22 protein-coding genes are annotated in these 23,609 nt (G+C 71.3%); 14 read left to right on the forward strand and 8 right to left on the reverse strand.

What is annotated here, in order from left to right:
• Positions 1-9: 9 nt before the first annotated feature.
• The 3 genes from KUM38_RS23330 to KUM38_RS23340 form a co-directional block, all read right to left on the reverse strand.
• On the reverse strand, positions 10-267 hold the full coding sequence (locus KUM38_RS23330) for a helix-turn-helix domain-containing protein (protein ID WP_217131372.1): 258 nt from the start codon (positions 265-267) through the stop codon (positions 10-12).
• A 165-nt stretch (positions 268-432) separates the two neighbouring features.
• The gene (locus KUM38_RS23335) at positions 433-1,992 is read right to left on the reverse strand and encodes an arabinogalactan endo-1,4-beta-galactosidase (RefSeq protein WP_217131373.1); all 1,560 of its coding nucleotides are present in this window, start codon (positions 1,990-1,992) and stop codon (positions 433-435) included.
• A 115-nt stretch (positions 1,993-2,107) separates the two neighbouring features.
• Complete coding sequence (locus KUM38_RS23340; protein ID WP_217131374.1) at positions 2,108-4,129, reverse strand: beta-galactosidase; 2,022 nt, start codon at positions 4,127-4,129, stop codon at positions 2,108-2,110.
• A 184-nt stretch (positions 4,130-4,313) separates the two neighbouring features.
• Here KUM38_RS23340 and KUM38_RS23345 point away from each other — a divergent pair, with 184 nt between their 5' ends.
• The 5 genes from KUM38_RS23345 (at position 4,314) to KUM38_RS23365 (ending at position 8,979) form a co-directional block, all read left to right on the forward strand.
• Positions 4,314-5,630, forward strand: a complete 1,317-nt coding sequence (locus tag KUM38_RS23345; protein ID WP_217131375.1) for an ABC transporter substrate-binding protein — start codon at positions 4,314-4,316, stop codon at positions 5,628-5,630.
• Positions 5,627-6,553 (forward strand): carbohydrate ABC transporter permease, encoded by a 927-nt coding sequence (locus tag KUM38_RS23350; RefSeq protein WP_217131376.1) that lies wholly within the window; start codon positions 5,627-5,629, stop codon positions 6,551-6,553. Before KUM38_RS23345 ends, KUM38_RS23350 begins: the two co-directional genes overlap by 4 nt.
• Entirely contained in the window at positions 6,550-7,443 is an 894-nt protein-coding gene (locus KUM38_RS23355) for a carbohydrate ABC transporter permease (RefSeq protein ID WP_217131377.1), read from the forward strand. Before KUM38_RS23350 ends, KUM38_RS23355 begins: the two co-directional genes overlap by 4 nt.
• On the forward strand, positions 7,440-8,471 hold the full coding sequence (locus KUM38_RS23360) for a LacI family DNA-binding transcriptional regulator (protein ID WP_217131378.1): 1,032 nt from the start codon (positions 7,440-7,442) through the stop codon (positions 8,469-8,471). The genes KUM38_RS23355 and KUM38_RS23360 overlap by 4 nt, the downstream gene beginning before the upstream one ends.
• Positions 8,472-8,589: 118 nt before the next feature.
• Positions 8,590-8,979, forward strand: coding sequence for a MarR family transcriptional regulator (locus KUM38_RS23365; RefSeq protein ID WP_217131379.1), 390 nt, complete (start codon positions 8,590-8,592; stop codon positions 8,977-8,979).
• An 18-nt stretch (positions 8,980-8,997) separates the two neighbouring features.
• Here KUM38_RS23365 and KUM38_RS23370 read toward each other — a convergent pair whose 3' ends face one another.
• Entirely contained in the window at positions 8,998-9,402 is a 405-nt protein-coding gene (locus KUM38_RS23370; RefSeq protein ID WP_217131380.1) for an SseB family protein, read from the reverse strand.
• 199 nt (positions 9,403-9,601) lie between these two features.
• Here KUM38_RS23370 and KUM38_RS23375 point away from each other — a divergent pair, with 199 nt between their 5' ends.
• Positions 9,602-11,047, forward strand: a complete 1,446-nt coding sequence (locus KUM38_RS23375) for a glyceraldehyde-3-phosphate dehydrogenase (protein ID WP_217131381.1) — start codon at positions 9,602-9,604, stop codon at positions 11,045-11,047.
• Positions 11,048-11,207: 160 nt separating this feature from the next.
• On the forward strand, positions 11,208-12,176 hold the full coding sequence (locus tag KUM38_RS23380) for a hypothetical protein (protein ID WP_217131382.1): 969 nt from the start codon (positions 11,208-11,210) through the stop codon (positions 12,174-12,176).
• Between the two features lie 24 nt (positions 12,177-12,200).
• Here the strand turns inward: KUM38_RS23380 and KUM38_RS23385 are convergent, their stop codons facing one another.
• Positions 12,201-14,015 carry an FAD-dependent monooxygenase gene (locus KUM38_RS23385; RefSeq protein ID WP_217131383.1) on the reverse strand — a complete coding sequence of 605 codons (1,815 nt, stop codon included), beginning with the start codon at positions 14,013-14,015 and terminating at the stop codon, positions 12,201-12,203.
• Positions 14,016-14,248: 233 nt separating this feature from the next.
• On the opposite strand from KUM38_RS23385, the gene KUM38_RS23390 reads away from it, so the two are divergent.
• The 7 genes from KUM38_RS23390 (at position 14,249) to KUM38_RS23420 (ending at position 19,550) form a co-directional block, all read left to right on the forward strand.
• Positions 14,249-15,373 carry a SchA/CurD-like domain-containing protein gene (locus KUM38_RS23390; RefSeq protein ID WP_217131384.1) on the forward strand — a complete coding sequence of 375 codons (1,125 nt, stop codon included), beginning with the start codon at positions 14,249-14,251 and terminating at the stop codon, positions 15,371-15,373.
• A gap of 69 nt (positions 15,374-15,442) precedes the next feature.
• The gene (locus tag KUM38_RS23395; RefSeq protein WP_217131385.1) at positions 15,443-15,910 is read left to right on the forward strand and encodes a cupin domain-containing protein; all 468 of its coding nucleotides are present in this window, start codon (positions 15,443-15,445) and stop codon (positions 15,908-15,910) included.
• A complete protein-coding gene (locus tag KUM38_RS23400; protein ID WP_217131386.1) occupies positions 15,907-17,175 on the forward strand; it encodes a beta-ketoacyl synthase in 1,269 nt (422 codons plus the stop codon). Before KUM38_RS23395 ends, KUM38_RS23400 begins: the two co-directional genes overlap by 4 nt.
• Complete coding sequence (locus tag KUM38_RS23405; RefSeq protein ID WP_217131387.1) at positions 17,172-18,416, forward strand: ketosynthase chain-length factor; 1,245 nt, start codon at positions 17,172-17,174, stop codon at positions 18,414-18,416. Before KUM38_RS23400 ends, KUM38_RS23405 begins: the two co-directional genes overlap by 4 nt.
• A 27-nt stretch (positions 18,417-18,443) precedes the next feature.
• The gene (locus KUM38_RS23410) at positions 18,444-18,704 is read left to right on the forward strand and encodes an acyl carrier protein (protein ID WP_217131388.1); all 261 of its coding nucleotides are present in this window, start codon (positions 18,444-18,446) and stop codon (positions 18,702-18,704) included.
• A gap of 2 nt (positions 18,705-18,706) precedes the next feature.
• The gene (locus tag KUM38_RS23415) at positions 18,707-19,189 is read left to right on the forward strand and encodes an SRPBCC family protein (RefSeq protein WP_217131389.1); all 483 of its coding nucleotides are present in this window, start codon (positions 18,707-18,709) and stop codon (positions 19,187-19,189) included.
• Between the two features lie 25 nt (positions 19,190-19,214).
• On the forward strand, positions 19,215-19,550 hold the full coding sequence (locus tag KUM38_RS23420; RefSeq protein WP_217131390.1) for a TcmI family type II polyketide cyclase: 336 nt from the start codon (positions 19,215-19,217) through the stop codon (positions 19,548-19,550).
• Between the two features lie 84 nt (positions 19,551-19,634).
• Here KUM38_RS23420 and KUM38_RS23425 read toward each other — a convergent pair whose 3' ends face one another.
• The 3 genes from KUM38_RS23425 to KUM38_RS23435 form a co-directional block, all read right to left on the reverse strand.
• Positions 19,635-20,663 carry a methyltransferase gene (locus tag KUM38_RS23425; RefSeq protein WP_217131391.1) on the reverse strand — a complete coding sequence of 343 codons (1,029 nt, stop codon included), beginning with the start codon at positions 20,661-20,663 and terminating at the stop codon, positions 19,635-19,637.
• A 54-nt stretch (positions 20,664-20,717) separates the two neighbouring features.
• Positions 20,718-21,785 carry a nitrous oxide reductase family maturation protein NosD gene (locus KUM38_RS23430; RefSeq protein ID WP_217131392.1) on the reverse strand — a complete coding sequence of 356 codons (1,068 nt, stop codon included), beginning with the start codon at positions 21,783-21,785 and terminating at the stop codon, positions 20,718-20,720.
• A gap of 176 nt (positions 21,786-21,961) precedes the next feature.
• Complete coding sequence (locus tag KUM38_RS23435; RefSeq protein WP_254397644.1) at positions 21,962-23,539, reverse strand: MDR family MFS transporter; 1,578 nt, start codon at positions 23,537-23,539, stop codon at positions 21,962-21,964.
• Positions 23,540-23,609: the final 70 nt, after the last annotated feature.

Genomic DNA, 23,609 nt, shown 5'->3' on the forward strand with positions numbered 1-23,609 from the left:
CCGTGGGCGCTACCAGCCCTTCTCGAACAGCCGCGTCACCTCGGCGATCCGCGCCTCGTCGCGCCGGTAGCGCACGCGCCCGGCACAGCGGCCGGTGCGCAGCAGGCCGAGGGCCGTGAGCAGCCGCAGGTGGGTGAGGGCGGCCGGGCGGGGCAGGCCGAGCCGTGCGGCGACGGCCTCCGCGGTCAGGCCGTCGGCCGCCGCGTCCTGTTCCCGCAGCAGCGTCAGGATGCGCAGTCGCGTGCCGTCGACGGGGGTCCTCAGCATCTCGTACACCTCCGCGCCGGGCCTCGCGCTCCGGAGCCCTTCCACTCTGCCGCGCGCGAGGGCTCCGTGTCCCGGACCGCAGGCACCTTGTCCGGGACTCAACGTACCTACGGAGAAAGGCTGTTCGGCCCCGCCCCACAAGTCGGCGGGGCGGGGCCGGCGGGCTCACCGGTGGCGGAACCAGGCCATCGCGGGCAGCGCGCGGTCGTCGTAGCCGAACAGCGCCTGGTTCTCCCAGCCGTTGCCGGAGGACGGGTCGGCGGGGTCCCAGCCGTTGCCGGCGCGGGCGGTCCAGGTGGCCTCCCAGTAGAAGACGCCGAGGCCGCGGCCGTTCGGGACGGCCTCCACGATGCTCGCCACGTCGTTCATCCAGCGGGTCTGGCCGGTGGCGGACGCCGGGTAGCCGGGGACGAGTTCGGCGTCGAGGTCGATGATGTTCTCGAGGCCGTCCTCGGTGTCCAGGCGGAACGGGTAGGCCGTCTCGGCGACGAAGACGGGCTTGCCGTAGCGGCCGGCCGCGTCGTCCAGGGTCGTCTGGAAGTCGTGCAGCGTGCCGTGCCAGTAGCCGTAGTACGACAGACCGATGGCGTCGAACTTCACGCCGTGGGAGACCGCGTTGTCGAACCACCAGCGGGTGCCGTCGAGGTCACCGCCCTCGGCGAGGTGCAGCGCGGCGACCGTGGACGGGCTGACCGCCTTGACCGCGTCGTAGCCGGAGTTGAGCAGTCCGGCGAGCTGGGTCCAGTTGTCGGTGGAGCCCTCGTTCCACAGCATGCCGCCGTTGATCTCGTTGCCCACCTGCACCATGTCGGCGGTGGTGCCCTGCTTCTTGAGGGCGTTGAGGACGTCGTACGTGTGGTCGTAGACGTCCTTCTTCAGCTGTCCGTAGCCGTGTCCGGCCCAGGCGGCGGGCTTGTACTGCTTGCCCGGGTCGGCCCAGGCGTCCGAGTAGTGGAAGTCGACCAGCAGCTTCATGCCCTGCGCCTTGATCCGCTTGGCCATGGCCAGGACGTGCGCCTTGTCGTTGTAGCCGTCGGCCGGGTCCACCCAGACCTTCAGGCGGGCGTAGTTCATGCCGGCGGACTTCAGGAGGGCGACCGGGTCTCCGGCGGTGCCGGACGCGGTCCGGTAGACCCCGCCCTTGGCCTCGCTCTTGGGCAGGGAGGAGATGTCGGCGCCCTTGACCGGCAGGCCCGAGGTGCCCCGGGCGAAGGTCAGGTCGTCGACGTTGATCCAGTTGCCGGCGCCTGCGTCGCTGTGGACGCTGATCGTGCACTGGTTGTTCGTCACCCGGACCGGCACGACGATCCGTATCCAGCCGGAGTCGGAGACCGGCAGGTCGGTGCGCTGTTCGGCGCCGCCGCAGTTCTTCAGGGCGAGGTACGCCGCGTTCTGGCCGCCGCCGGAGCGGACCCAGGCGGTGAGCTTGTAGTCGCCGTTGGCCAGGCCCGACAGGTACTGGTACGTCTCCGCCCGGTAGGCCGAGGACGACCAGTGGGACAGCCGGTGACCGCCGCTGCGGCCGCCGGACTCCGTGTACGAGGCGGCCGTGTCGCCGTACTCGGACCAGCCGGCGGGGGTGGCGGTGCCCGAACCGTCGCTCTCGAAGCCGCCGTTGGTGAGGGTGCTCGCGGCCGTCGCGGTCTGGGCGGGCAGGGCGGTGAGGGCGAGCCCGGCCACGAGCGGCGGCAGCAGGGCGCGGAGTGTGCGTCTGGGATGGAACATGGGCGTTCGTCGTCCCTTCGACGTGGGGAGGGGGATGCCCGGCGCCCGGAGGGCGAGGGCGAGGCCCCCTCCGCCCGCGGCCTGTGTGCTCACGCGGGCGGAGGGGAGTCGCGGCTCAGCCGTCGAGTCGGACGACCCGGACGGCTCCGGCCGGGACCGCGAGGCGGCCCGCGGCCCGTTCACCGGTCAGCAGCTCGGTGCCGGGGGCGTCCAGCGGCACCTTGGCGTCGGTGGCGGTGTGGTTGATCGCGAACAGGAAGGTGCCCGACTCACCGGCGCGGCGCACCACTTCGACGTCGCGGGGCAGGTCGGCGCGCGGGGCGATCGAGGTGTCCTCGACGGCCCGGCCGAGCAGGGTGGCGAGGCCCTCGGCGCCGAGCCGGGTGGAGACGTACCAGGCGGTGCCCTCGCCGAGGCGGTGCCGGGTGACGGCCGGGCGCCCCTCGGTCAGGCCGTCGGCGTACGTCCACACCGTCTCGGCGCCGCGCGGCACCACGAACTCCGTCCACACGTCGGCGTCGAGTTCCGCGCCGTCGGGGCCGGTCAGGCGGACCCGCTCGCCCTGGAGGAGGGGGGAGAACTCCTCGACGGTCAGGCCGAGGACGTCGCGCAGGGCGCCCGGGTAGGGGCCCTCGTGCACGGCGTCGTGTTCGTCGACGATGCCGGAGAAGTACGACACCACGAGGGTGCCGCCGTTCTCGACGTACTCCTTGAGGTTGTTCCCCGCCGCCTCCGTCATCAGGTACAGGGCCGGTACGACGACAAGCGGATACCTCGACACGTCGGCTTCGGGGTGGGCGAAGTCGACGGTGAGGTGGTGGTCGTAGAGGGCCTCGTACCAGGCGTCGGCGCGTTCGCGGGCGTCGTGGTCCTCGCTGGGGCGCCAGTCGAGGTTCTGCGCCCACCAGGACTGCCAGTCCCACAGCACGGCGACGTCGGCCTCGGTGCGGGTGCCCCGGATCGGCGCCAACGACCGGACGGACGCGCCGAGTTCGGTCACCTCGCGGAAGACGCGGGTCCCGGTGCCACCGTGCGGCAGCATCGCGGAGTGGAACTTCTCGGCGCCGCGCCGGGACTGGCGCCACTGGAAGAACATCGCGCCCTCGGAGCCGCGGGCCACGTGGGCGAGGGAGTTGCGGGCCATCTGGCCGGGGGCCTTGGCGGGGTTGCGGGGCTGCCAGTTGACGCCCGAGGTGGAGTGTTCGAGCAGCAGCCAGGGGGCGCCGCCGGCGACGGAGCGGGTGAGGTCGGCGGCCATGGCGAGGTTGACGTGGGTGCGGCGGCCGTCGGTGATCAGATAGTGGTCGTTGGTGACGAGGTCCACCTCGCGGCCCCAGGCCCAGTAGTCGACGGAGTCGCACTGGCTGAGGGCGGTCATGAAGTTGGTGGTGACCGGGACGCCGGGTGAGAGGCGGTGCAGGATGTCCCGCTCGGCGGTGAAGTTCTCGCGCATGGTGGCGTCGGCGAACCGCCGGTAGTCCAGCACCTGGGCCGGGTTGCCGACCGTCGGGGTCCGGCGCGGCGGGTTGATCTCGTCGAAGGCGGCGTAGCGCTGGCCCCAGAAGGCGGTCCCCCAGGCCTCGTTGACGGCGTCGACGGTGCCGTACTCCCGCTCCAGCCAGCGGCGGAAGTGGGCGGCGCAGGAGTCGCAGTAGCAGGCGGAGACGGGGACGCCGTACTCGTTGTGGACGTGCCACATCGCGAGCGCGGGGTGGTCGCCGTAGCGCTCGGCGAGCTGGGTGGTGATGTTCGCGGCGGCGGCCCGGTAGTCGGCGTTGCTGTGGCAGATGGCGCCGCGGGAGCCGAACCCCAGGCGCACGCCGTCCTCGGTGACGGGCAGCGCGTCGGGGTGGGCCCGGTAGAACCAGGCGGGCGGCACCACGGTGGGTGTGCCGAGGTCGACGCGGACACCGGCTCCGTGCAGCAGGTCCAGGTTGCGGTCGAGCCAGCCGAAGTCGTACGCGCCGGGCGAGGGTTCCAGCAGGGCCCAGGAGAAGATCCCGGCGCTCACCATGGTGACGCCGGCCTCCCGCATCAGCCGGACGTCCTCGTCCCAGACGCTTTCCGGCCACTGCTCGGGGTTGTAGTCCCCACCGAAGGCGAGCCCGGTGAGGCCCCTGGGGGTGGTCTCCGGCATGGATTCTCTCCCGATGTGTCGATCTTTTGGGAACGTGCACACACATTTTCGGCGGTGCGGAGCCAACATAACCGCACAGCAACAACCATTGACAAGTGTCCGGGATGTTTCTCTACTGTGAACGCTCACAGAAGCATGGCTGGTCTTCGCATCAGGCGAAGGCCCCAGGTCAGGGGAGAGTTCCATGCCGTACACGAAGCGCCGTCGCCTCGTGAGTTCCGCCGTCGCCGTCGCGCTCGGCGCCACCGCACTCGCCGCCTGCGGCTCGTCGTCCGACGACGAGGCGCAGTCGGGCCCGGTCTCACTGACGTACTGGACCTGGGCCCCCGGCATGGACAAGGTCGTGGACCTGTGGAACAAGGGGCCGGGCAAGAAGGAGCAGATCACCGTCACGGTGAAGAAGCAGGCGTCCGGCGACACGCTGGTCACCAAGATCCTCACCGCGCACAAGGCCGGCAAGGCGCCCGACCTGGTGCAGGCCGAGTACCAGGCGCTGCCCACCCTGGTCAGCAATGACGCGCTCGCCGACATAGCGGACAGCGTGGGCGACGCGAAGGGCAAGTTCGCCGAGGGCGTCTGGCAGCAGACCACGCTCGGCACGGACGCCGTCTACGCGGTCCCGCAGGACATCGGGCCGATGATGTTCTACTACCGCGAGGACCTGTTCAAGGAGTACGGGCTCTCCGTCCCGGCCACCTGGGAGGAGTTCGCCGAGACCGCGCGCAAGCTGAAGAAGAAGGCCCCCGACAAGGACCTGACCACCTTCTCCGCCAACGACTCCGGTCTGTTCGCGGGCCTCGCCCAGCAGGCCGGCGCCCAGTGGTGGACCACCTCCGGCGACAAGTGGAAGGTCGGCATCAACGACGCGGCGACGAAGAAGGTCGCCGCGTTCTGGGGCGGCCTGGTGAAGGAGGGCGCCGTCGACAACCAGCCGATGTACACCCCGGCCTGGAACAAGGCGCTCAACACCGGCAAGCAGATCGCGTGGGTGAGCGCGGTGTGGGCGCCGGGCACGCTGACCACGGCCGCGCCCGACACCAAGGGCAAGTGGGCGATGGCCCCGCTCCCCCAGTGGAACGAGGGCGAGAGCAGCACCGGCAGCTGGGGCGGCTCCTCCACCGGTGTCACCACCGACTCGAAGAACAAGGAGGCCGCCGCGAAGTTCGCCGCCTGGCTGAACACCGACGCCGACGCGCTGAACGCGCTGGCGAAGGAGAGCGGCATCTACCCGGCCTCCACCTCGGCCCAGCTCAGCGGCGCCTTCACCAGCCCGCCGGAGTACTTCTCCAACCAGCCCGACTTCTACGAGAAGGCCGCCGGGATCGCGAAGACCACCGCGCCGTCCGCCTGGGGACCGAACGTCAACGTCGCCTACACGACGTTCAAGGACGCCTTCGGCGCCGCCGCGAAGAACAAGTCGGACTTCACCGCCGCCCTGGACACCATGCAGCAGGACACGGTCGCCGACCTGAAGAAGCAGGGCTTCGGAGTCGCGGAGTGAAGTCCCCGGCCCGCCGGACGTCGTACGGGGTCAAGGGGGCACCGTACGCGTTCCTCGTCCCCGCGTCCCTCTTGTTCCTCCTGTTCTTCGCGCTCCCCATCGGGTACGCCGTCTGGCTCAGCTTCCGCAAGGTGCAGGTCTCCGGCCTCGGGCTGGGCGCCGGTGCCCGCGAGGAGGTCTGGGCCGGTCTGGAGAACTACACCGACGCCCTGTCCGACAGCGAGCTGCTGAACGGCGCGCTGCGCGTGCTCGGTTACGGCTGCATCGTGGTGCCGGTCATGCTGGGCCTCGCGCTGCTGTTCGCGCTGATGCTCGACTCCGAGAAGGTGCGGCTCGCCCCCTTCACCCGGCTCGCGATCTTCCTGCCGTACGCGATCCCCGGTGTGGTGGCGGCCCTGCTGTGGGGCTTCCTCTACCTGCCGGACGTGAGCCCGTTCTACTTCGTGCTCGACACGTTCGGTCTGCCGCAGCCGGATCTGCTGGACGGCGGGCCGCTGTACCTGGCGCTGTCGAACATCGCGGTCTGGGGCGGCACCGGCTTCAACATGATCGTCATCTACACCGCGCTGCGGGCCATCCCCGCCGAGGTGTACGAGGCGGCCAAGCTGGACGGCGCCACACCGCTGCAGATCGCGCTGCGGATCAAGATCCCGATGGTGGCGCCCTCACTGGTGCTGACCTTCTTCTTCTCGATCATCGCGACGCTCCAGGTGTTCAGCGAACCGACCGTCCTCAAGCCGCTCACCAACTCCGTGTCCACCACCTGGAGTCCGCTGATGAAGGTGTACCAGGACGCCTTCGGCAACGGCGACATCCACGCGGCCGCCGCCCAGGCGACCCTCATCGCGCTCGCCACCCTGGTGCTGTCCTTCGGCTTCCTGCGGGCGACCAACCGACGCGACAAGCAGGAGGCCGCACGATGAGCTCCCTCGCCCTGCGCAAGGCCGAGCCCGCGGCCGGCACCGCCCGCGGCCCGGCGCGCCCCCGCCGGACCGCGCTGGTCCCGACCGTGGCGCTGCTGCTCGGCGCGCTGTACTGCCTGCTGCCGGTCGCCTGGGTGGTCATCGCGTCCACCAAGTCCGGCTCGGAGTTGTTCTCCACCTTCACGTTCTGGCCGGGCACCGGCTTCGCCGACAACCTCTCCGACCTGAGCGCCTACCGCGACGGCGTCTACTGGCAGTGGATGGGCAACTCCGCCCTGTACGCCGGTCTGGGCGCGCTGCTGTCGACGTGCGTGTCGGCGGTCAGCGGCTACGCGCTGGCGGTCTACCGCTTCCGGGGCCGCGAGACGCTGTTCAACGTGCTGCTCGCGGGCGTGCTGATGCCGCCGGTGATCCTCGCCGTCCCCCAGTACCTGCTGCTGGCGAAGGCGGACCTCACGGACTCCTACCTGTCGGTGCTGCTGCCGCAGATCCTCTCCCCGTACGGCGTCTACCTCGCGCGGATCTACGCCGCGGCCGCGGTGCCGGCCGATGTGGTGGAGGCCGGGCGGATGGACGGCGCGGGCGAGTGGCGGATCTTCTCCCGGGTCGCGCTGCCGATGATGGCGCCCGGCCTGGTGACGGTCTTCCTGTTCCAGTTCGTGGCGGTCTGGAACAACTTCCTGCTGCCGTACATCATGCTCAGCGACGACGAGAAGTTCCCGATCACCCTCGGTCTGCACACCCTGCTCGAACAGGGCGCCAACACCCCGGCGCTGTACACCCTGGTGATCACGGGCGCGTTCCTCGCCGTGTTCCCGCTGGTCGCGCTGTTCCTGGTCGTCCAGCGGTTCTGGAGTCTGGATCTGCTCTCCGGGGCCGTAAAGTCATGACCATGGGCAATACGGGGGGCAGGCGCAAGCCGCCGACGATCCACGACGTGGCGCGCGAGGCCGGTGTCTCGCGCGGCACCGTCTCACGGGTGCTCAACGGCGGCCACTACGTCAGCCCCGCCGCGGCCCAGGCGGTCGACGCCGCCATCCGCAAGACGGGCTACGTCGTCAACCGGCACGCCCGCTCGCTGATCACCGGCCGGTCCGACTCGGTGGGCTTCCTGCTCACCGAGCCCCAGGAGCGGTTCTTCGAGGACCCCAACTTCAACGTCCTGCTGCGCGGTTGCACGCAGGCGCTGGCCGCACACGACGTGCCACTGCTGCTGATGCTGGCCGGCACGGACGACGAACGGCGGCGCATCACGCGGTACATCACCGCCGGGCACGTCGACGGGGTGCTGCTGGTGTCCAGCCACTCCGGTGACCCGGTGGCGGAGGAGCTGCGGGCTGCGGGGGTGCCGCTGGTCGCGTGCGGCAAGCCGATCGGGCTGGGCTCGAAGGTGAGTTACGTGGCCGCCGACGACCGGGACGGCGCGCGGGACATGGTGCGGCATCTGCTGGCGCTGGGGCGGCGGCGGATCGGCGTGGTGACCGGTCCGCTGGACACCCCCGGCGGTGTGGAGCGCCTGGCCGGTTACCGGGAGGTGCTCGCCGAGGCGGGCGTCGAGGCCGACGAGCGGCTCGTCGTCTCCGGCGACTACAGCCGGGCCAGCGGCGAGGCCGGCGCCGAGCGGCTGCTGGCGCGGGCCCCGGACGTGGACGCGGTGTTCGTCGCCTCCGACCTGATGGCGCAGGGCGTGCTCACCGCGCTGCACCGGGCGGGGCGCCGGGTGCCCGAGGACGTCGCGGTCGGCGGTTTCGACGACTCCCCCGCGGCCGTCGCCGCGAGCCCCGAGCTCACCACGATCCGCCAGCCGTGGGACCGCATCAGCACCGAGATGGTGCGGGTGCTGCTGGCGCAGATCGGCGGCGAGGACCCGGCGGCGGTGATCCTGCCGACGGAGCTGGTGAAGCGGGACTCGACGTAGGCCCTCCGGACGGGCCGGGCGGGCGGGATCGGAGAAGCCGTACGACGCTCCCCCGGCCCGGCGTGAGGGGACGTCATCGCACGTTCATTGAATGTCGAACAAGTGTTACCGTTCGAGTATGGCAGCGGAGACGGCCGACGCGAGGCTCGAGGAACGGTGGCGCGGCATCCTCGCGGTGCACGCGCGCACCCTGGGCGAGATCGACCGCGCGCTGCATCCGTACGGCCTGGGCGCCTCCGACTTCGAGGTGCTCGATCTGCTCGCGACCGCCACGCCCCCCGACGGCGAGCAGTGCCGGGTGCAGAACCTGGTGGGCCGGGTCCACCTCAGCCAGAGCGCGCTGTCCCGCCTCATCGCCCGCCTGGAGAAGGACGGCCTGGTGGAGCGCAGCATGTGTCTGGAGGACCGGCGGGGCGTGTACGTGCAGCTCACGCCGAAGGGCCGCGAGCTGCACGCCGAGGCGCTGCCGGTGCAGCGCGCCGCCCTGGCCCGCACGCTGGGCGAGTAGCGCGCGGGCCCGGCCGGCTCACGGGCGGGCCAGCAGCGTGCGCACTCCCTCCGAGGTGAGCGTCAGACGGTGCTCGGAGCTGCCGTCGATGGTGAGTGACAGCTCCTCGGCCGGCCACTGGGCGGCGAGCGCGCCGAGCGGGACGAGCCGGTAGCGGGAGACGAACGGCAGCAGTCCGGCCATCTCCAGTTCGGACGTGAACACGGGCACCACCTGGGTGCCGCCCGGCTGCTCCAGCACCGGAAGGGCGACCGCACCGGGGTCGGCGGCCTCCTCGTCGCCCGCGTCGTCCGGCACCGGGATCAGTACGTCGCTGTTCGCGAGGGCGTCCAGCGCCCTCGCGTCCTCGGTGTTCTCCGACAGTGCGTCCAGGGCCCGCTGCGCGGGCGTGGGGGCGTTGTTCTCGTGCGCGGGTGTTTCCATGGCAGATTCCCTGGTAGCGGCGGTCGTACGGCCCGCCCGGGACAGACTCCGGCCCGGGCACAGTGCTGCACGCGTACCCGTTCGCATGTCGCGCAACCCTGCGAGTCCCGGCGCCTCCTCCCGCCTTCCGGCACCCCCTCCGGGCCCGACAACCCGCATGGCTATCATATGAGCACCCTCTAGCTCGAAAGATGATCCTGTGACTGTCAACGAAGACTCGTTCACCCGTTGGAAGCACCGCGAGGAGATCGCGGAGTCGATGATCCCGATCATCGGGAAGCTGCACCGGGAGCGGGACGTGACCGTCCTGCTGCACAGCCGCTCCTTGGTGAACAAGTCGGTGGTCAGCATCCTCAAGACCCACCGCTTCGCCCGGCAGATCGCCGGTGAGGAGCTCTCGGTCACCGAGACGCTGCCCTTCCTGCAGGCGCTCACCACGCTCGACCTCGGCCCGTCCCAGATCGACATCGGCCTGCTCGCCGAGGCCTACCGCGCCGACGACCGGGGCCGGTCGGTGGCCGAGTTCACCGCCGAGGCCGTCGCCGGCGCGACCGGCGCCGACAAGATCGACCGCCGCGAGCCGCGCGACGTCGTCCTCTACGGCTTCGGCCGCATCGGCCGCCTCCTGGCCCGGCTGCTCATCGAGAAGTCGGGATCCGGCAACGGGCTGCGCCTGCGCGCGATCGTGGTCCGCCGGGGCGGTGAGCAGGACATCGTCAAGCGGGCCTCGCTGCTGCGCCGCGACTCCGTGCACGGTCAGTTCCAGGGCACCATCACCGTCGACGAGGCGAACAGCACGATCGTCGCCAACGGCAACACCATCAAGGTGATCTACGCGGGCGACCCGACGGAGATCGACTACACGGCGTACGGCATCAAGGACGCCATCCTCATCGACAACACCGGCAAGTGGCGCGACCGCGAGGGGCTTTCGCTGCACCTACGGCCCGGCATCGACAAGGTGGTGCTGACCGCGCCCGGCAAGGGCGACGTGCCCAACATCGTGCACGGCGTCAACCACGACACCCTCAAGCCGGACGAGCGGATCCTGTCCTGCGCGTCCTGCACCACCAACGCGATCGTCCCGCCGCTGAAGGCGATGGCGGACGAGTACGGTGTGCTGCGCGGGCACGTGGAGACCGTGCACTCGTTCACCAACGACCAGAACCTGCTGGACAATTACCACAAGTCGGAGCGCCGCGGCCGTTCGGCGCCGCTGAACATGGTGATCACCGAGACGGGCGCCGCCTCGGCCGTCGCCAAGGCGCTGCCGGACCTCGACGCGACCATCACCGGCAGCTCGATCCGGGTCCCCGTGCCGGACGTCTCGATCGCGATCCTCAACCTCCAGCTGGGCCGCGCGACCGACCGTCAGGAGGTCCTGGAGCACCTGCGCAACGTGTCGCTGACCTCGCCGCTCAAGCGCCAGATCGACTTCACCAGCGCCCCCGACGCGGTCTCCAGCGACTTCATCGGCTCGCGCCACGCCTCGATCGTCGACGCCGGCGCGCTCAAGGTCGAGGGCGACAACGCGATCCTCTACCTCTGGTACGACAACGAGTTCGGCTACTCCTGCCAGGTCGTCCGGGTCGTCCAGTACGTTTCCGGGGTGGAGTACCCGACGTACCCGGCCCCGGCGGTCTGACCCGGGAAGCCGGCAAGCGGAACGGACGCGGCGACGGGGCGGGGCCGGTGGGATGCCCGGCCCCGCCCCGGTCTGCCCGCAGTACCGGCGGTAAGGGGCAGATCGGTAACGATCATCCCGTCCGGGTTGCCGGGGCCCGTGAAGTTCCTAGTCTTCCGGCATGGCCCTCTTCAGCAGTCGCACCAGCAGACGCCCCCGTATCGTGCCCGCCCTCGACGACGCCGAGCTGGCGCGCGTGCTGGGGCGGTTGAGCAAGCGGAACGGGAGCGGCAAGGCCGCGGACGTGACCCTCGTGTCCTCCTTGCTGAAGGAGACGGGGGACGACTGGGACCGCCGCGGTCACCGGGTGTCCGTACTGGCCGAGGCGACGGCCGACGCGGGGATCGCGGCGGCGTGGCTGGGCAGGGAGCCGCAGAGCGCGGACGCCCTGCTGTTCCACTCCTGGACCGAGTTGGCGCGCGGTCTGCGGGACGGGCGCCTGGAGGACGCCGGGCAGCTGATCTCCCGGTGCCACCAGGCCGCCGAGCGAAGACCGGAGGATCCGCTGCCGTGGGTGGTCCTGCTCGGTGTGTCGCGGATCGAGCGTTACGGCCAGAACGACGTCAACGCCATCTGGCGGGAGGCCACCGGGCGCGACCGCTGGCACCGTGAGGCGTATCTGCAGATGCTCGCCTATCTGTCGCCGGAGGAAGGGGGGTCCAGCGCGGCCGTCCTCGACTTCGTCGACGTGGTGCGCACCCGTATCCCGGCCAACGCACCGTGTGCGGCGGTCGAGTTGACCGCGGCCGTGCGGCAGTACCAGGGGCTGCTGGCACAGGGCGGGGTGCGGGCCATGACGGCCGGTCAGCTGTGGGAGGGCGGGCAGATCGCCGCCGCGCTGGAACAGGCGGCCGCGCTGTGGGCGAAGCCGGGCTTCTTCCAGCACGCGGCGGCGCAGGCCGATCTGAACGTGCTGGCGTACGCGTTGTGCGCGGCCGGGCGCGCCGTCGACGCGCATCATGTGTTCGAGACACTGCAGGGCACGGTCACGCCCTGGCCGTGGAACACCGACGGGCCCGCGATCCAGCGGTTCGAGCAGCACCAGTCCAAGGCGGAACGGGGACGGCAGGGCGGCGTCGGCGGAGCGTGACGCCCGCCGACCGCCGCTCCCCCGTCAGCTCCGCGCCAGGACGGTGGTGACGGCCTCCCGCAGCGCCGCCGCCGGGTCCGGTACGGGCCCTTCGGAGCGCCAGGCGACGAAGCCGTCGGGGCGGACCAGTACCGCGCCGTCCGCGGTGATCCCGTGCGTCCGGGCCCAGTCGGCACCGTCCTCGGGAGTCAGTTCCGCGCCGGGGCCGTCGCCCACCCGGTACGCGTCGAGCGGTACGGACAGGTCCTTCGCGACCTTCGCCGCCGCGGTGTGCCAGTCGCAGGCGCCGTTCGCGGAACTCAGCAGCACGCACGACCGCTCGTACAGGTCGAGCGTGGAGATCCGGGTGCCCGAGCGGTCCAGCCACACGTGCGGGGCGCGGCTGCCGGGCTCGCCGGTCAGCATCACGCCGTCGGGGATGATCTGCGCCGCCGGGTCGGCGCCCAGGACCGCGCCGCGCGGATAGCGGTAGCAGAGCGCCACGTTGAGGATGCCGCCCGGCTTCATCCCGGGACCGCCGGGACCGCCGGGGCCACCGGCTCCGGGACCGCCTGGGCCACCGGGACCGCCGGCTCCGGGACCGCCAGGACCGCCGGGAGCACCGACTCCGGGACCACCGGGGGCACCCGGACCGCCGGCTCCGGGACCACCGGGGGCGGGGGCTCCGAGGGCGGGGGCTCCGGGGGCCGGCGTGTACCCGGGGTGGCTGTGCTCGCTCGAGCGGGAGGAGGCACGGGCGCTGGTCGCCTCCGCGACGGGCCGGCGTTCGGCGTCGTAGGACTCCAGCAGGCCGGGCGCGGCCCAGCCGCCGAGCACGGCGGCCAGCTTCCAGGCGAGGTTGTGGGCGTCCTGGATGCCGGTGTTGGAGCCGAACGCCCCGGTGGGCGACATCTCGTGGGCCGAGTCGCCGGCCAGGAACACCCGGCCGTCGGCGTACCGCTCGGCGACCCGCTCGGCGGCGTGCCAGGCGGCCCGGCCGGTGATCTCCACGTCGAGGTCCGGCACGCCGACGGCCTTCCGGATGTGGGCGACGCACCGCTCGTCGGTGAACTCCTCGAGGGTTTCGCCGTGTTCGGGGTGCCAGGGGGCGTGGAACACCCAGTGCTCCCGGTTGTCGACCGGCAGCAGGGCCCCGTCGGCGTCCGGGTTGGTCAGGTAGCAGACGATGAACCGCCGGTCCCCGACGACGTCGGCGAGGCCGCGGGAGGTGAACGTGAGGCTCACGTTGTGGAACAGGTCGCCCGGGCCCTTCTGCCCGATGCCCAGCGACTCGCGGACGGGGCTGCGCGGACCGTCGGCGGCGACGAGGTAGTCCGCCCGGATCCTGGTGTGCTCGCCGGTCTCCCGGCTCTTGACCAGCACCGTCACCCCCTCGGCGTCCTGGTCGAAGGACATCATCTCCGTCCCGAAGCGCAGGTCCCCGCCGAGTTCGCGGGCTCCCTCGAGGAGCACCGGTTCCAGGTCGTTCTGGCTGCACAGGCACCATCCGCTGGGGCTGAAGCGGGCGAGCCCGCCGCCGGGGTCGATCTCCTGGAGCAGCCACTCGCCCTCGTCGCCCGCCAGGCTCGGGGTCTGCCAGATGCCGTGGTTGTCCGCCAGGACCGACGCGGCCCGGCCGATGCGCTGCTCGAGCCCGGCCGTCCGGAACAGCTCCATGGTGCGTACGTTGTTCCCCCGCCCGCGCGGGTGGATCGACGTGCCCGCGTGGCGTTCGACGAGCGTGTGCGGCACGCCGAGGCGCCCCAGGAACAGGGACATGGACAGACCCACCAGGGAGCCGCCGACGATGAGGACCGGCGTGCGGTGATCCGCCCGGCCGGCCGTATCCGATCGATGCATTGAAACGCCTCCAGCGTCGCCCTCGACGGGCTGTGGAACAGGACGCACCTTTCATGCCCGGTGCGGGCCGGTCCGCGTCCCGGCGGCACCCGGATGGCGCGCGGTTCACCCACCTGCCCCGTGTCGCTCGCGCACACCGGAAAGTCGCGTCAACGATCGACTCATGGCGACCCCGGACCTTCGGACACGGCGGTCGTTGTCTGACCTTCCGAAGAAGAGGAGAGGTGCGCCGGATGACCATGTCGGCACGCATTTCGCAGTCGGCGTTCGACGGCTCGAGGCTGCGGGTGATCCTGCTCCTCGACCTGTACGAGGGGGCCCAGGAACAGTTCCTCGCCGCGTACGAGCACATGCGCAACAAGGTCGCGTCCGTCCCCGGTCACATCAGTGACCAACTGTGCCAGTCGATCGAGAACCCCTCGCAGTGGCTCATCACCAGCGAGTGGGAGAGCGCCCTGCCGTTCCTCGCGTGGGTGAACAGCGAGGAGCACATCCAGATCGTCCGGCCGATGCACAGCTGTGTCCGGGACACCCGGTCGATGCGCTACAGCGTCCTGCGCGAGACCCACCCGGAACAGCCGCTCACTCCCGAGGCCGCGAAGGCGGGCCTCCAGAAGGCGGCCCGCGTGGGCGCCGGGATGACCCGCCACGCCCTCACCTTCACCGTCAAACCGGGCTCCGAGTCCAAGGTCGTGGACATCCTGGCCAACTACGACGCGCCCGAGACGCGGATCAACGGTGTCACGCGACTGCACCGCACCTCGCTCTTCATGCACGGCAACCGCGTCGTGCGGGCCGTGGAGGTGGAGGGCGACCTGCTGGCCACCCTGTGCCACGTGGCCAGCCAGCCCGAGGTCCAGGCGGTGGAAGAGGCCATCAACCCCTATCTGGAGCAGGACCGGGATCTGTCCGACTCCGACTCCGCGCGGGTGTTCTTCACCCGGGCGGCGCTCCCGGCCATGCAGCACGTGGCGACCGACCGCCCGGAACCCGCCGGCCTGCGGCGGCACATGCTGTACTACCCGGCCGTGGCGGACCACGGCCTGGAGCTGGCCCGGTTCCTCGCCCGCCAGGACGAGGCCGCGGCGAGCGACCCGGACAGCCTGGTGTACGCGAGCACCGTCTTCCAGCGCGACGACGTCGTGGTCCGCATGATCGACGTCACCGGCGAGCTCGATCTCGACCCCGCCGCCGCCCTCGGCGTCAAGGCTCCGGGCAAGGCGGCCGAGCTGGAGCGTCTCCTGGACGGCGCCGCGATCGGCGTCGAGGGCTCCCTGGACTCGGAGCGCAACCTCAACCGGCTCCTGGCGCACGCCGACATGATGCCCGTCACCGACCGCAGCTCCGCGGATTCCTGACGGCCGACCGCGGTGACGTCCGCGGCCGTGCCCGCCCGGACGTCACCGGCACACCCGGAGGTAACAACCATGTCCCAACAGCATCCACGCATCGTGGACCTGAGCGAGACGGAACCCAACCGACGGCGCGGAGGTGACCTCAGGACCCTGCTCACCCCGGCCACCGTGGGCTCCACCAGCGGCTTCATGGGCCTGGCGATCATCAAGCCCGGCGAGCGCATCGGCGAGCACTACCACCCGTACTCCGAGGAGTTCGTGTACGTGGTCAGCGGCGCGCTCGAAGTGGACCTGGACGGCGAGCCGTTCGCGCTCCGCGCCGAGCAGGGACTGATGATCCCGATCGACATGCGGCACCGCTTCCGCAACGTCGGCGACCAGGAGGCGCGCATGGTGTTCCACCTGGGCCCGCTCGCCCCGCATCCGAGCCTCGGTCACGTCGACACCGAGGAGACCGAAAGTGCCGTCGCGGGGCCGCAGTTGAAGGTCGGCGGTCCCGAGCACGGCCGGCCGACCGAGCCGAGCGAGGCCATAAAATGACCCGCCGGGTGGCCGTCACCGGTATAGGTGTGGTCGCTCCCGGCGGCATCGGAGCGACGGCGTTCTGGGATCTTCTGACAGCCGGCCGCACCGCGACCCGCGGCATCTCCCTGTTCGATCCGGCGGGCCTGCGCTCGCGCATAGCCGCCGAGTGCGACTTCGACCCGTACGAGCACGGCCTGGACGCGGACCTGTGCCAGCACGCGGACCGTTACATCCAGTTCGCCGTGGTCGCCGCCGCCGAGGCCGTGCGCGACTCCGGCCTCGACACCGAGGCCACGGACCCCTGGCGCACCGCGGTCTCGCTGGGCAGCGCGGTCGGCGGCACCACCCGGCTGGAACACGACTACGTGCTGGTCAGTGAGCGGGGCCGGCGCTGGGACGTGGACCACGGGCAGGCGGAGCCGAAGCTGCACCTGGCCTTCTCGCCGAGCACGCTCGCCTCGGTCGTCGCCGAGCGGTTCGGCGCCCGGGGCCCGGTGCAGACCGTCTCCACCGGCTGCACCTCCGGGCTCGACGCGGTCGGCTACGCCTTCCACACCGTCGCCGAGGGCCGGGCCGACGTCTGCATCGCCGGGGCGTCGGACTCGCCGATCTCACCGATCACGATGGCCTGCTTCGACGCCATCAAGGCGACGTCACCCAACAACGACGACCCCGAGCACGCCTCCCGGCCCTTCGACGCCCACCGCGACGGCTTCGTGATGGGCGAGGGCGCGGCCGTGCTCGTCCTCGAGGAGTACGAGCACGCGCGGGCCCGCGGCGCGGAGATCCTCTGCGAGATCAGCGGCTACGCCACCTACGGCAACGCCTACCACATGACCGGTCTGACCAGTGAGGGACTGGAGATGGCCCGGGCGATCGACACCACGCTCGACCAGGCCCGTATCGACCCCACGCTGATCGACTACGTCAACGCGCACGGCTCCGGCACCCGGCAGAACGACCGGCACGAGACGGCCGCCGTGAAGCGGTCCCTGGGCGCGCACGCCCACGAGACGCCCATGAGCTCCATCAAGTCGATGGTGGGGCACTCGCTGGGCGCGATCGGCGCGATCGAGGTGGTCGCCTGCGTCCTCGCGCTGAAGCACCAGGTGGTGCCGCCCACGGCGAACTACGAGACCCCCGACCCCGAGTGCGACCTGGACTACGTGCCGCGCACCGCCCGCCCGCGGAAGCTGAACCATGTGCTCTCCGTCGGCAGCGGATTCGGCGGTTTCCAGTCCGCGGTGCTGCTCTCCGGGCCGGGCGGGAGGACACGATGAGCAATCGGCGCCCCGGGCGTGCGGCCGTCACCGGCATCGGTGTGGTCGCGCCCAACGGACTGCGGACCGACGCCTACTGGAAGTCCGTCCGCGAAGGCCTCAGCGTGCTGGACCTGATCAGCCGCGAGGGCTGTGACCATCTGCCGCTGCGGGTGGCGGGCGAGGTCCGGGCCTTCGACCCGTCGGCCCTCATCGAGGACCGGTTCCTGGTGCAGACCGACCGGTTCAGTCACTTCGCGATGGCCGCCGCCGCCCTCGCCCTCGACGACGCCGGACTCGGCGGTGATCCCGCCGAGCCGTTCTCCGTCGGCGTGGTCACCGCCGCCGGATCGGGCGGCGGCGAGTTCGGCCAGCGCGAGCTGCAGAAACTGTGGGGGCAGGGCTCCAAGTTCGTCGGCCCCTACCAGTCCATCGCCTGGTTCTACGCCGCGAGCACCGGCCAGATCTCCATCCGCAGCGGCCTCAAGGGGCCGTGCGGGGTGGTGGCGAGCGACGAGGCGGGCGGTCTGGACTCCCTCGCGCACGCGGCCCGGGCCGTGCGGCGCGGCACCGACGTCATGGTCGTGGGGGCCGCGGAGGCGCCGCTGGCCCCTTACTCGATGGTGTGCCAGCTCGGCTACCCCGAGCTCAGCACCCTCGACGACCCCGACCGTGCCTACCGTCCGTTCACCGAGAAGGCGTGCGGTTTCGTGCCCGCCGAGGGCGGTGCGCTGCTCGTCGTCGAGGACGAGTCCCGTGCCCGTGACCGCGGAGTGCCCGTACGGGCCGTCGTGGCCGGCCACGCCGCCACGTTCACCGGGGCCTCCCGCTGGGCGGCGTCCCGGGAGGGCCTGGCCCGCGCGATCCGCGGCGCCCTCGACGACGCGGGCTGCGCGCCGGAGGAGATCGACGTCGTGTTCGCCGACGCCCTGGGCGTCCCCGAGGCGGACCGCGCCGAGGCGCTGGCGATCGCCGACGCCCTGGGCGCGCACGGCACCCGCGTCCCGGTCACGGCGCCCAAGACGGGCATCGGGCGCGCCTACTGCGCGGCACCCGTGCTGGACACGGTGGCCGCGGTGCTCGCCATGGAGCACGGCTCGGTGCCCCCGACGCCCAACGTGTTCGACATCTGCCACGACCTCGACCTGGTGATGTCGCGCGCTCGTCCCGCCGAGCTGCGCACCGCCCTGGTCCTCAGCAGGGGACTGATGGGCTCCAACGCGGCGCTGGTCGTGCGCCGCGGTGACGATTCCGCCCGGTAGGTCCGGGCGGGGAAGGAGAAGTCACCCGTGATCACCTCCGAAGTGACCTTCGACGAGCTGGCCGCGCTGATGAAGCAGGCGGCCGGCATCACCGTCGACCCCCAGGAACTGAAGCGGTCGGCGGAGTCCCCCTTCGACGTCTTCGGCCTCGACTCGCTCGGCCTGCTCGGCATCGTCGGCGAGCTGGAGAACCGGTACGGCGCGTCGCTTCCCCCCGACTCGGAGCGCTGCCGGACGCCCCGGGAGTTCCTGAACCTCGTCAACAGCACCCTCACGGCTGGAGCCTGAAAGTGGCCGGACACACCGAGAACAGCATCACCATCGACGCTCCCTTCGACCTCGTGTGGGAGATGACCAACGACCTGGAGAACTGGCCGCGGCTGTTCAGCGAGTACGCGTCCGTGGAGGTCCTCTCCCGTGAGGGCGCCACGACGAGGTTCCGGCTCACCATGCACCCGGACGAGAACGGCAAGGTGTGGAGCTGGGTGTCGGAACGCACCCCGGACCGCGAGAAGCGCACGGTCCACGCCCGCCGTGTCGAGACGGGTCCGTTCGCCCACATGGACATCGTGTGGGAGTACGCGGAACTGCCGGACGGTGTGCAGATGCGCTGGACGCAGGACTTCGCGATGAAGCCCGACGCCCCGGTCGACGACGACTGGATGACGGACAACATCAACCGCAACTCCCGTACGCAGCTGGCCCTCATCCGGGACCGGATCGAGCAGGTCGCCCGCGACAGCGAGAGCGCGTCCGTCGCGTCCTCGCGCTGAGCACCGGTCCAGGAAAGGAAAGCCGATGCACCACGCCCTCATCGTCGCCCGGATGAAGCCCGGTTCGGCGCCGGACATCGCCGACGTGTTCGCCGCCTCCGACCGGGGTGAACTCCCCCATCTGATCGGGGTCAGCCGGCGCAGCCTCTTCCAGTTCGGGGACGACCTGTACCTGCACCTCATCGAGGCCGAGCAGGACCCGGCGCCCGCGATCGCGAAGGTCGCCGGACACCCCGAGTTCCGCGGCATCAGCGAGCGGCTGGAGGCGTACGTCAGCCCGTACGACCCGGCCACGTGGCGCAGCCCCAAGGACGCCATGGCGCAGTGCTTCTACCGCTGGGAGCGGAGCGCCGGCTCCTGAGCGGGCGGCCGCCGACACCCCGAGGCCGCCGGTCCCGCGTCAGTCGCGGAGCCGGCGGCCTCGGGGTTGTCGGCGTGTCTTCGGTCAGCCGGGGACGGTGCACTCGAAGGCGTGGAGATAGGCGTTGACCGGGCTGATGCCGTCGATGACGAGTCCCGCGCCGGTCAGCCGGTCGACCATGCTCTGCCGGGTGTGCTTGGCGCCGCCGACGTTGAGGAGCAGCAGCAGGTCCATGGCGGTGGTGAACCGCATCGACGGGGTGTCGTCGACGAGGTTCTCGATGACGACGACGCGGGCTTCGGGCCGTGCCGCCCGGCGGACGTTGGCGAGCACCCGGCGGGTGCTGTCGTCGTCCCACTCCAGGACGTTCTTGATGATGTACACGTCCGCCCGGACGGGGACGTCCTCGCGGCAGTCCCGGGCCACGACCTCGGCCCGGTCGGCGAGCGAGCCGCCCTCGCGCAGCCGCGGGTCGGCGTTCTCGACGACGCCCGGCAGGTCGAGCAGGGTGCCGTGGAGGTGGGGGTGCTTCTCCAGGAGGCCGGCCAGGACGTGTCCCTGGCCGCCCCCGATGTCCGCGACGGAGGAGGCGTCGTCCAGGTCGAGCAGCCGGGCCACGTCGCGCGCGGACTGCTCGCTGGACGTCGTCATGGCCCGGTTGAACACGTGGGCGGACTCGGGGGCCGACTCGTTGAGGTGGGTGAAGAATTCCTGGCCGTACACGTCCTCGAAGACGTTGCCGCCCGAGCGGACCGCCTCGTCGAGCAGCGGCCAGACGTTCCAGGTCCACGGCTCGGTGCACCACAGGGCGATGTACCGCAGACTGTGCGGGTCGTCCTCGCGCAGCAGCCGGGACATCTCGGTGTGCTCGAAGGTGCCGTCGGGGTTCTCGGTGAAGACGCCCTGGCAGGACAGGGCGCGCAGCAGCCGCCGCAGGGTGTGCGGCTGGGTCTTCACCGCCGTCGCCAGGTCCTCGACGGTCATGGGGGTGTCGTCCAGCGCGTCCGCCACGCCCAGGCGGACGGCCGCGCGTACGGCGGCGGCGCACGCCGCCCCGAAAACGAGCTCCCGCAGCCGCATGGGCGGCGGGGTAGCCGGATCAACGGTGGTCATCCGTTGCCTCGCTTCTGCTGTCGTGCAGGTGGTGGGGGCGGTGGGGCGGGCCGGTCAGCACATGCCCGCGGGCTCGGAGAGCGTGCAGGTGTTGCGGCTGAACGTGTTGTTCTTGGCGGTGTCCCGGTCGGCCAGGTCGGCCGGGCTGTTGCCGGTCACCAGGTTGTCGCGGATGTCGTTGCGCTCGCTGGGGGTGCCGACGAGGCTCTTGAAGAGCACGATGCCGCCGGACAGCGGGGAGGTGCCCTTGTTGTCCTCGACCCGGTTGTAGGCGACCAGGGTTTCCTCGGTGCCGGTGAGGACGATGCCCGACCCCTGCAGGAAGGGCAGCCGGGGCGTCTTGGGGCAGTGCTTGTTGTTGGTGTGGACGTAGTTGTGCGTCACGCGCAGGTCGCCGGCGCGCGGCCTGGACTCGTCGCCCACCACGAAGACGGCGGCGCAGTTGCCGGTGGCCTCGTTGTGGTCGACGGTCAGGTTCCGCAGCCGGCGCACGGTGACGCCGACCCGGTTGCCGTCCATCCGGTTGTGACGGATCACGGTCCGCTCCGTGTCCCGGGCGCCTTCCTCGGTGTCGACGGTGTTGGCCACGAACAGCCCGGCGTCGCCGTTGTCCCGGGCGAGGTTGTGGCTGAGCACGCTGCGCACGGAGCGTTCCTCGGCGATGCCCCACTGGCCGTTCTTCTCCGCCACCACGTGCTCGACCCTCAGCCCGTCGGTGCCGGTGGCCCACAGCCCGTTCTCGGCGAATCCCCGCACCGTCAGCGACCGTACGCTGACGTCCTCGAGCGGGCTCTTGTCGGTGCCGGTGACACAGATGCCGTTGCCGGCCTTGGCGCAGGCGCTCCTGCTCTTGCCGTCGTCCGCGGCGGGCACCAGTACGGTGCGGCCGGCACCGTGGCCGCGCAGGGTCAGGTCCGACATCTTGACGTCGACGCTCTGCCGGTAGGTGCCGGGCGCGAGGAGGACGGTGTCCCCCGGCTTCGCGGCGTCCACGGCCTTCTGGATCGACTGGCCGGGCTGTACGCGGTGCACGGCCGGGTGGTGGGCCGACGGAGCGGCACCCAGCCCCGCGGTCACGGCTGCGGCGGTACAGGCGAGAAGGGTGACATGTCGTTTGTTCATGAGCCGAAGCTATGAGCGGGGGTCGGGCCCCGCCACCGGTGATCACCCAGGTGGGCCGAGGCCCGCGCCCGACGGGTGATCACCCGGTCGGCCCCTCTCCCGTGGACGCCGGAAGGGGCCGCCCCTCGTTGGGCGGCCCCTTCCGTTTCCGAGGGTCCTGTCGGCCGGGTCGTGGCTCAGGCGACCGGGGTCGCCCGGTCCTTGTCCGGCGTGGTGTCCGCGGTGGCGGACTCCTCGGCGAGGCGCTCCAGGCCGCTGGTGGTCTTCAGCGGCTTCTCCTTCAGGAACACGACGGCGACCAGGGCGAGCAGCGCGAACGGGGTGGCGATGAGGAACAGGTCGGCGGTGGCGACACCGTAGGCGTGCTCCACGATCTCCCGCATCGGGGCGGGCAGCGTGCTCATGTCCGGGACGCTGTGCCCGCCGCCGCCCGAGCCGCCCTCGGCCCCTCCGGCGGCGCCCGCCTTCTCCAGCCCCTTGGCCATCTCGTCGGCGACCCGGTTGGCGAGGATCGCGCCGAGGACGCTGGTGCCGATCGTGCCGCCCATGCTGCGGAAGAAGGACAGCACCGAGGTCGCGGCGCCCAGTTCGGCCGCGGGGACGTCGTTCTGCGCGGCGAGCACCAGGTTCTGCATCAGCATGCCGACGCCGACGCCGAGGACGGCCATGTACAGGCTGAGCAGTCCGAAGTGCGTGTCCGCGTCGATCAGGGAGAGCAGCGCGAGGCCGACGGTCATGATGACCGCGCCCGCCACCAGGTGGTTCTTCCACTTGCCGGTCCGGCTGATCAACTGCCCGGCGACGGTGGACGACACCAGCAGACCCAGGATCATCGGCAGGCTCATCAGACCGGCGATGGTCGGCGACTTGCCCAGGGACACCTGGAAGTACTGCGAGAGGAAGACGGTCCCGCCGAACATGGCGACACCGACCAGGAGGCTGGCCACCGTGGTCAGGGTGACCGTGCGGTTCTTGAAGATGTCGAGCGGGATGACCGGCTCGTCGGTACGGGCCTCGACGAGGACCGCCAGGGCCAGCAGCAGCACGCCGCCGGTCACGAGCGCGGCGGTCTGCCACGACGCCCAGTCGAACTGGTTGCCGGCCAGCGAGACCCAGATGAGCAGCGCGCAGACACCGGCGACGATCAGGAAGGCGCCGAGCCAGTCGATCTTCACCTGGCGTTTGACGGTGGGCAGCTTCAGCGTGCGCTGCAACAGGGCGATGGCCAGCAGGGCGAACGGCACGCCGATGAAGAAGCACCAGCGCCAGCCCAGCCAGTCGGTGTCCACCAGCACACCGCCGATCAGCGGTCCGGCCACGGTGCCGACGGCGAACACGGCGCCGAAGATGCCGGAGTACCTGCCCAGTTCCCGGGGCGGGATGACGGCGGCCATGACGACCTGCGCGAGGGCGGTCAGACCACCCGCGCCGATGCCCTGCACGACCCGGCTGAAGATCAGCAGCGTCGTGTCGTGGGAGAAGCCCGCCAGCAGCGAACCGATCACGAACATCAGCAGGGAGAGCTGGAGCAGCAGCTTCTTGTTGAACAGGTCGGACAGCTTGCCCCACAGGGGCACCGTCGCCGTCATGGCCAGCAGTTCGGCGGTGACGACCCAGGTGTAGGAGGACTGGCTGGCACCCAGGTCGGCGATGATCGTCGGCAGCGCGTTGGAGACGACGGTGCCCGCCAGGATGGCGACGAACATGCCGGCCATCAGGCCCGACATGGCCTGGAGTATCTGCCGTTGGGTCATGGAGGTGGAAGGCGCGTCGGCGGGCGCCGGGGGTGAGGTCACGGGATCTCTTTCGGACGGTGGTCGAAAC

The sequence above is a fragment of the Streptomyces sp. AC558_RSS880 genome (assembly GCF_019049255.1).
In the GTDB taxonomy this organism is placed as follows: domain Bacteria; phylum Actinomycetota; class Actinomycetes; order Streptomycetales; family Streptomycetaceae; genus Streptomyces.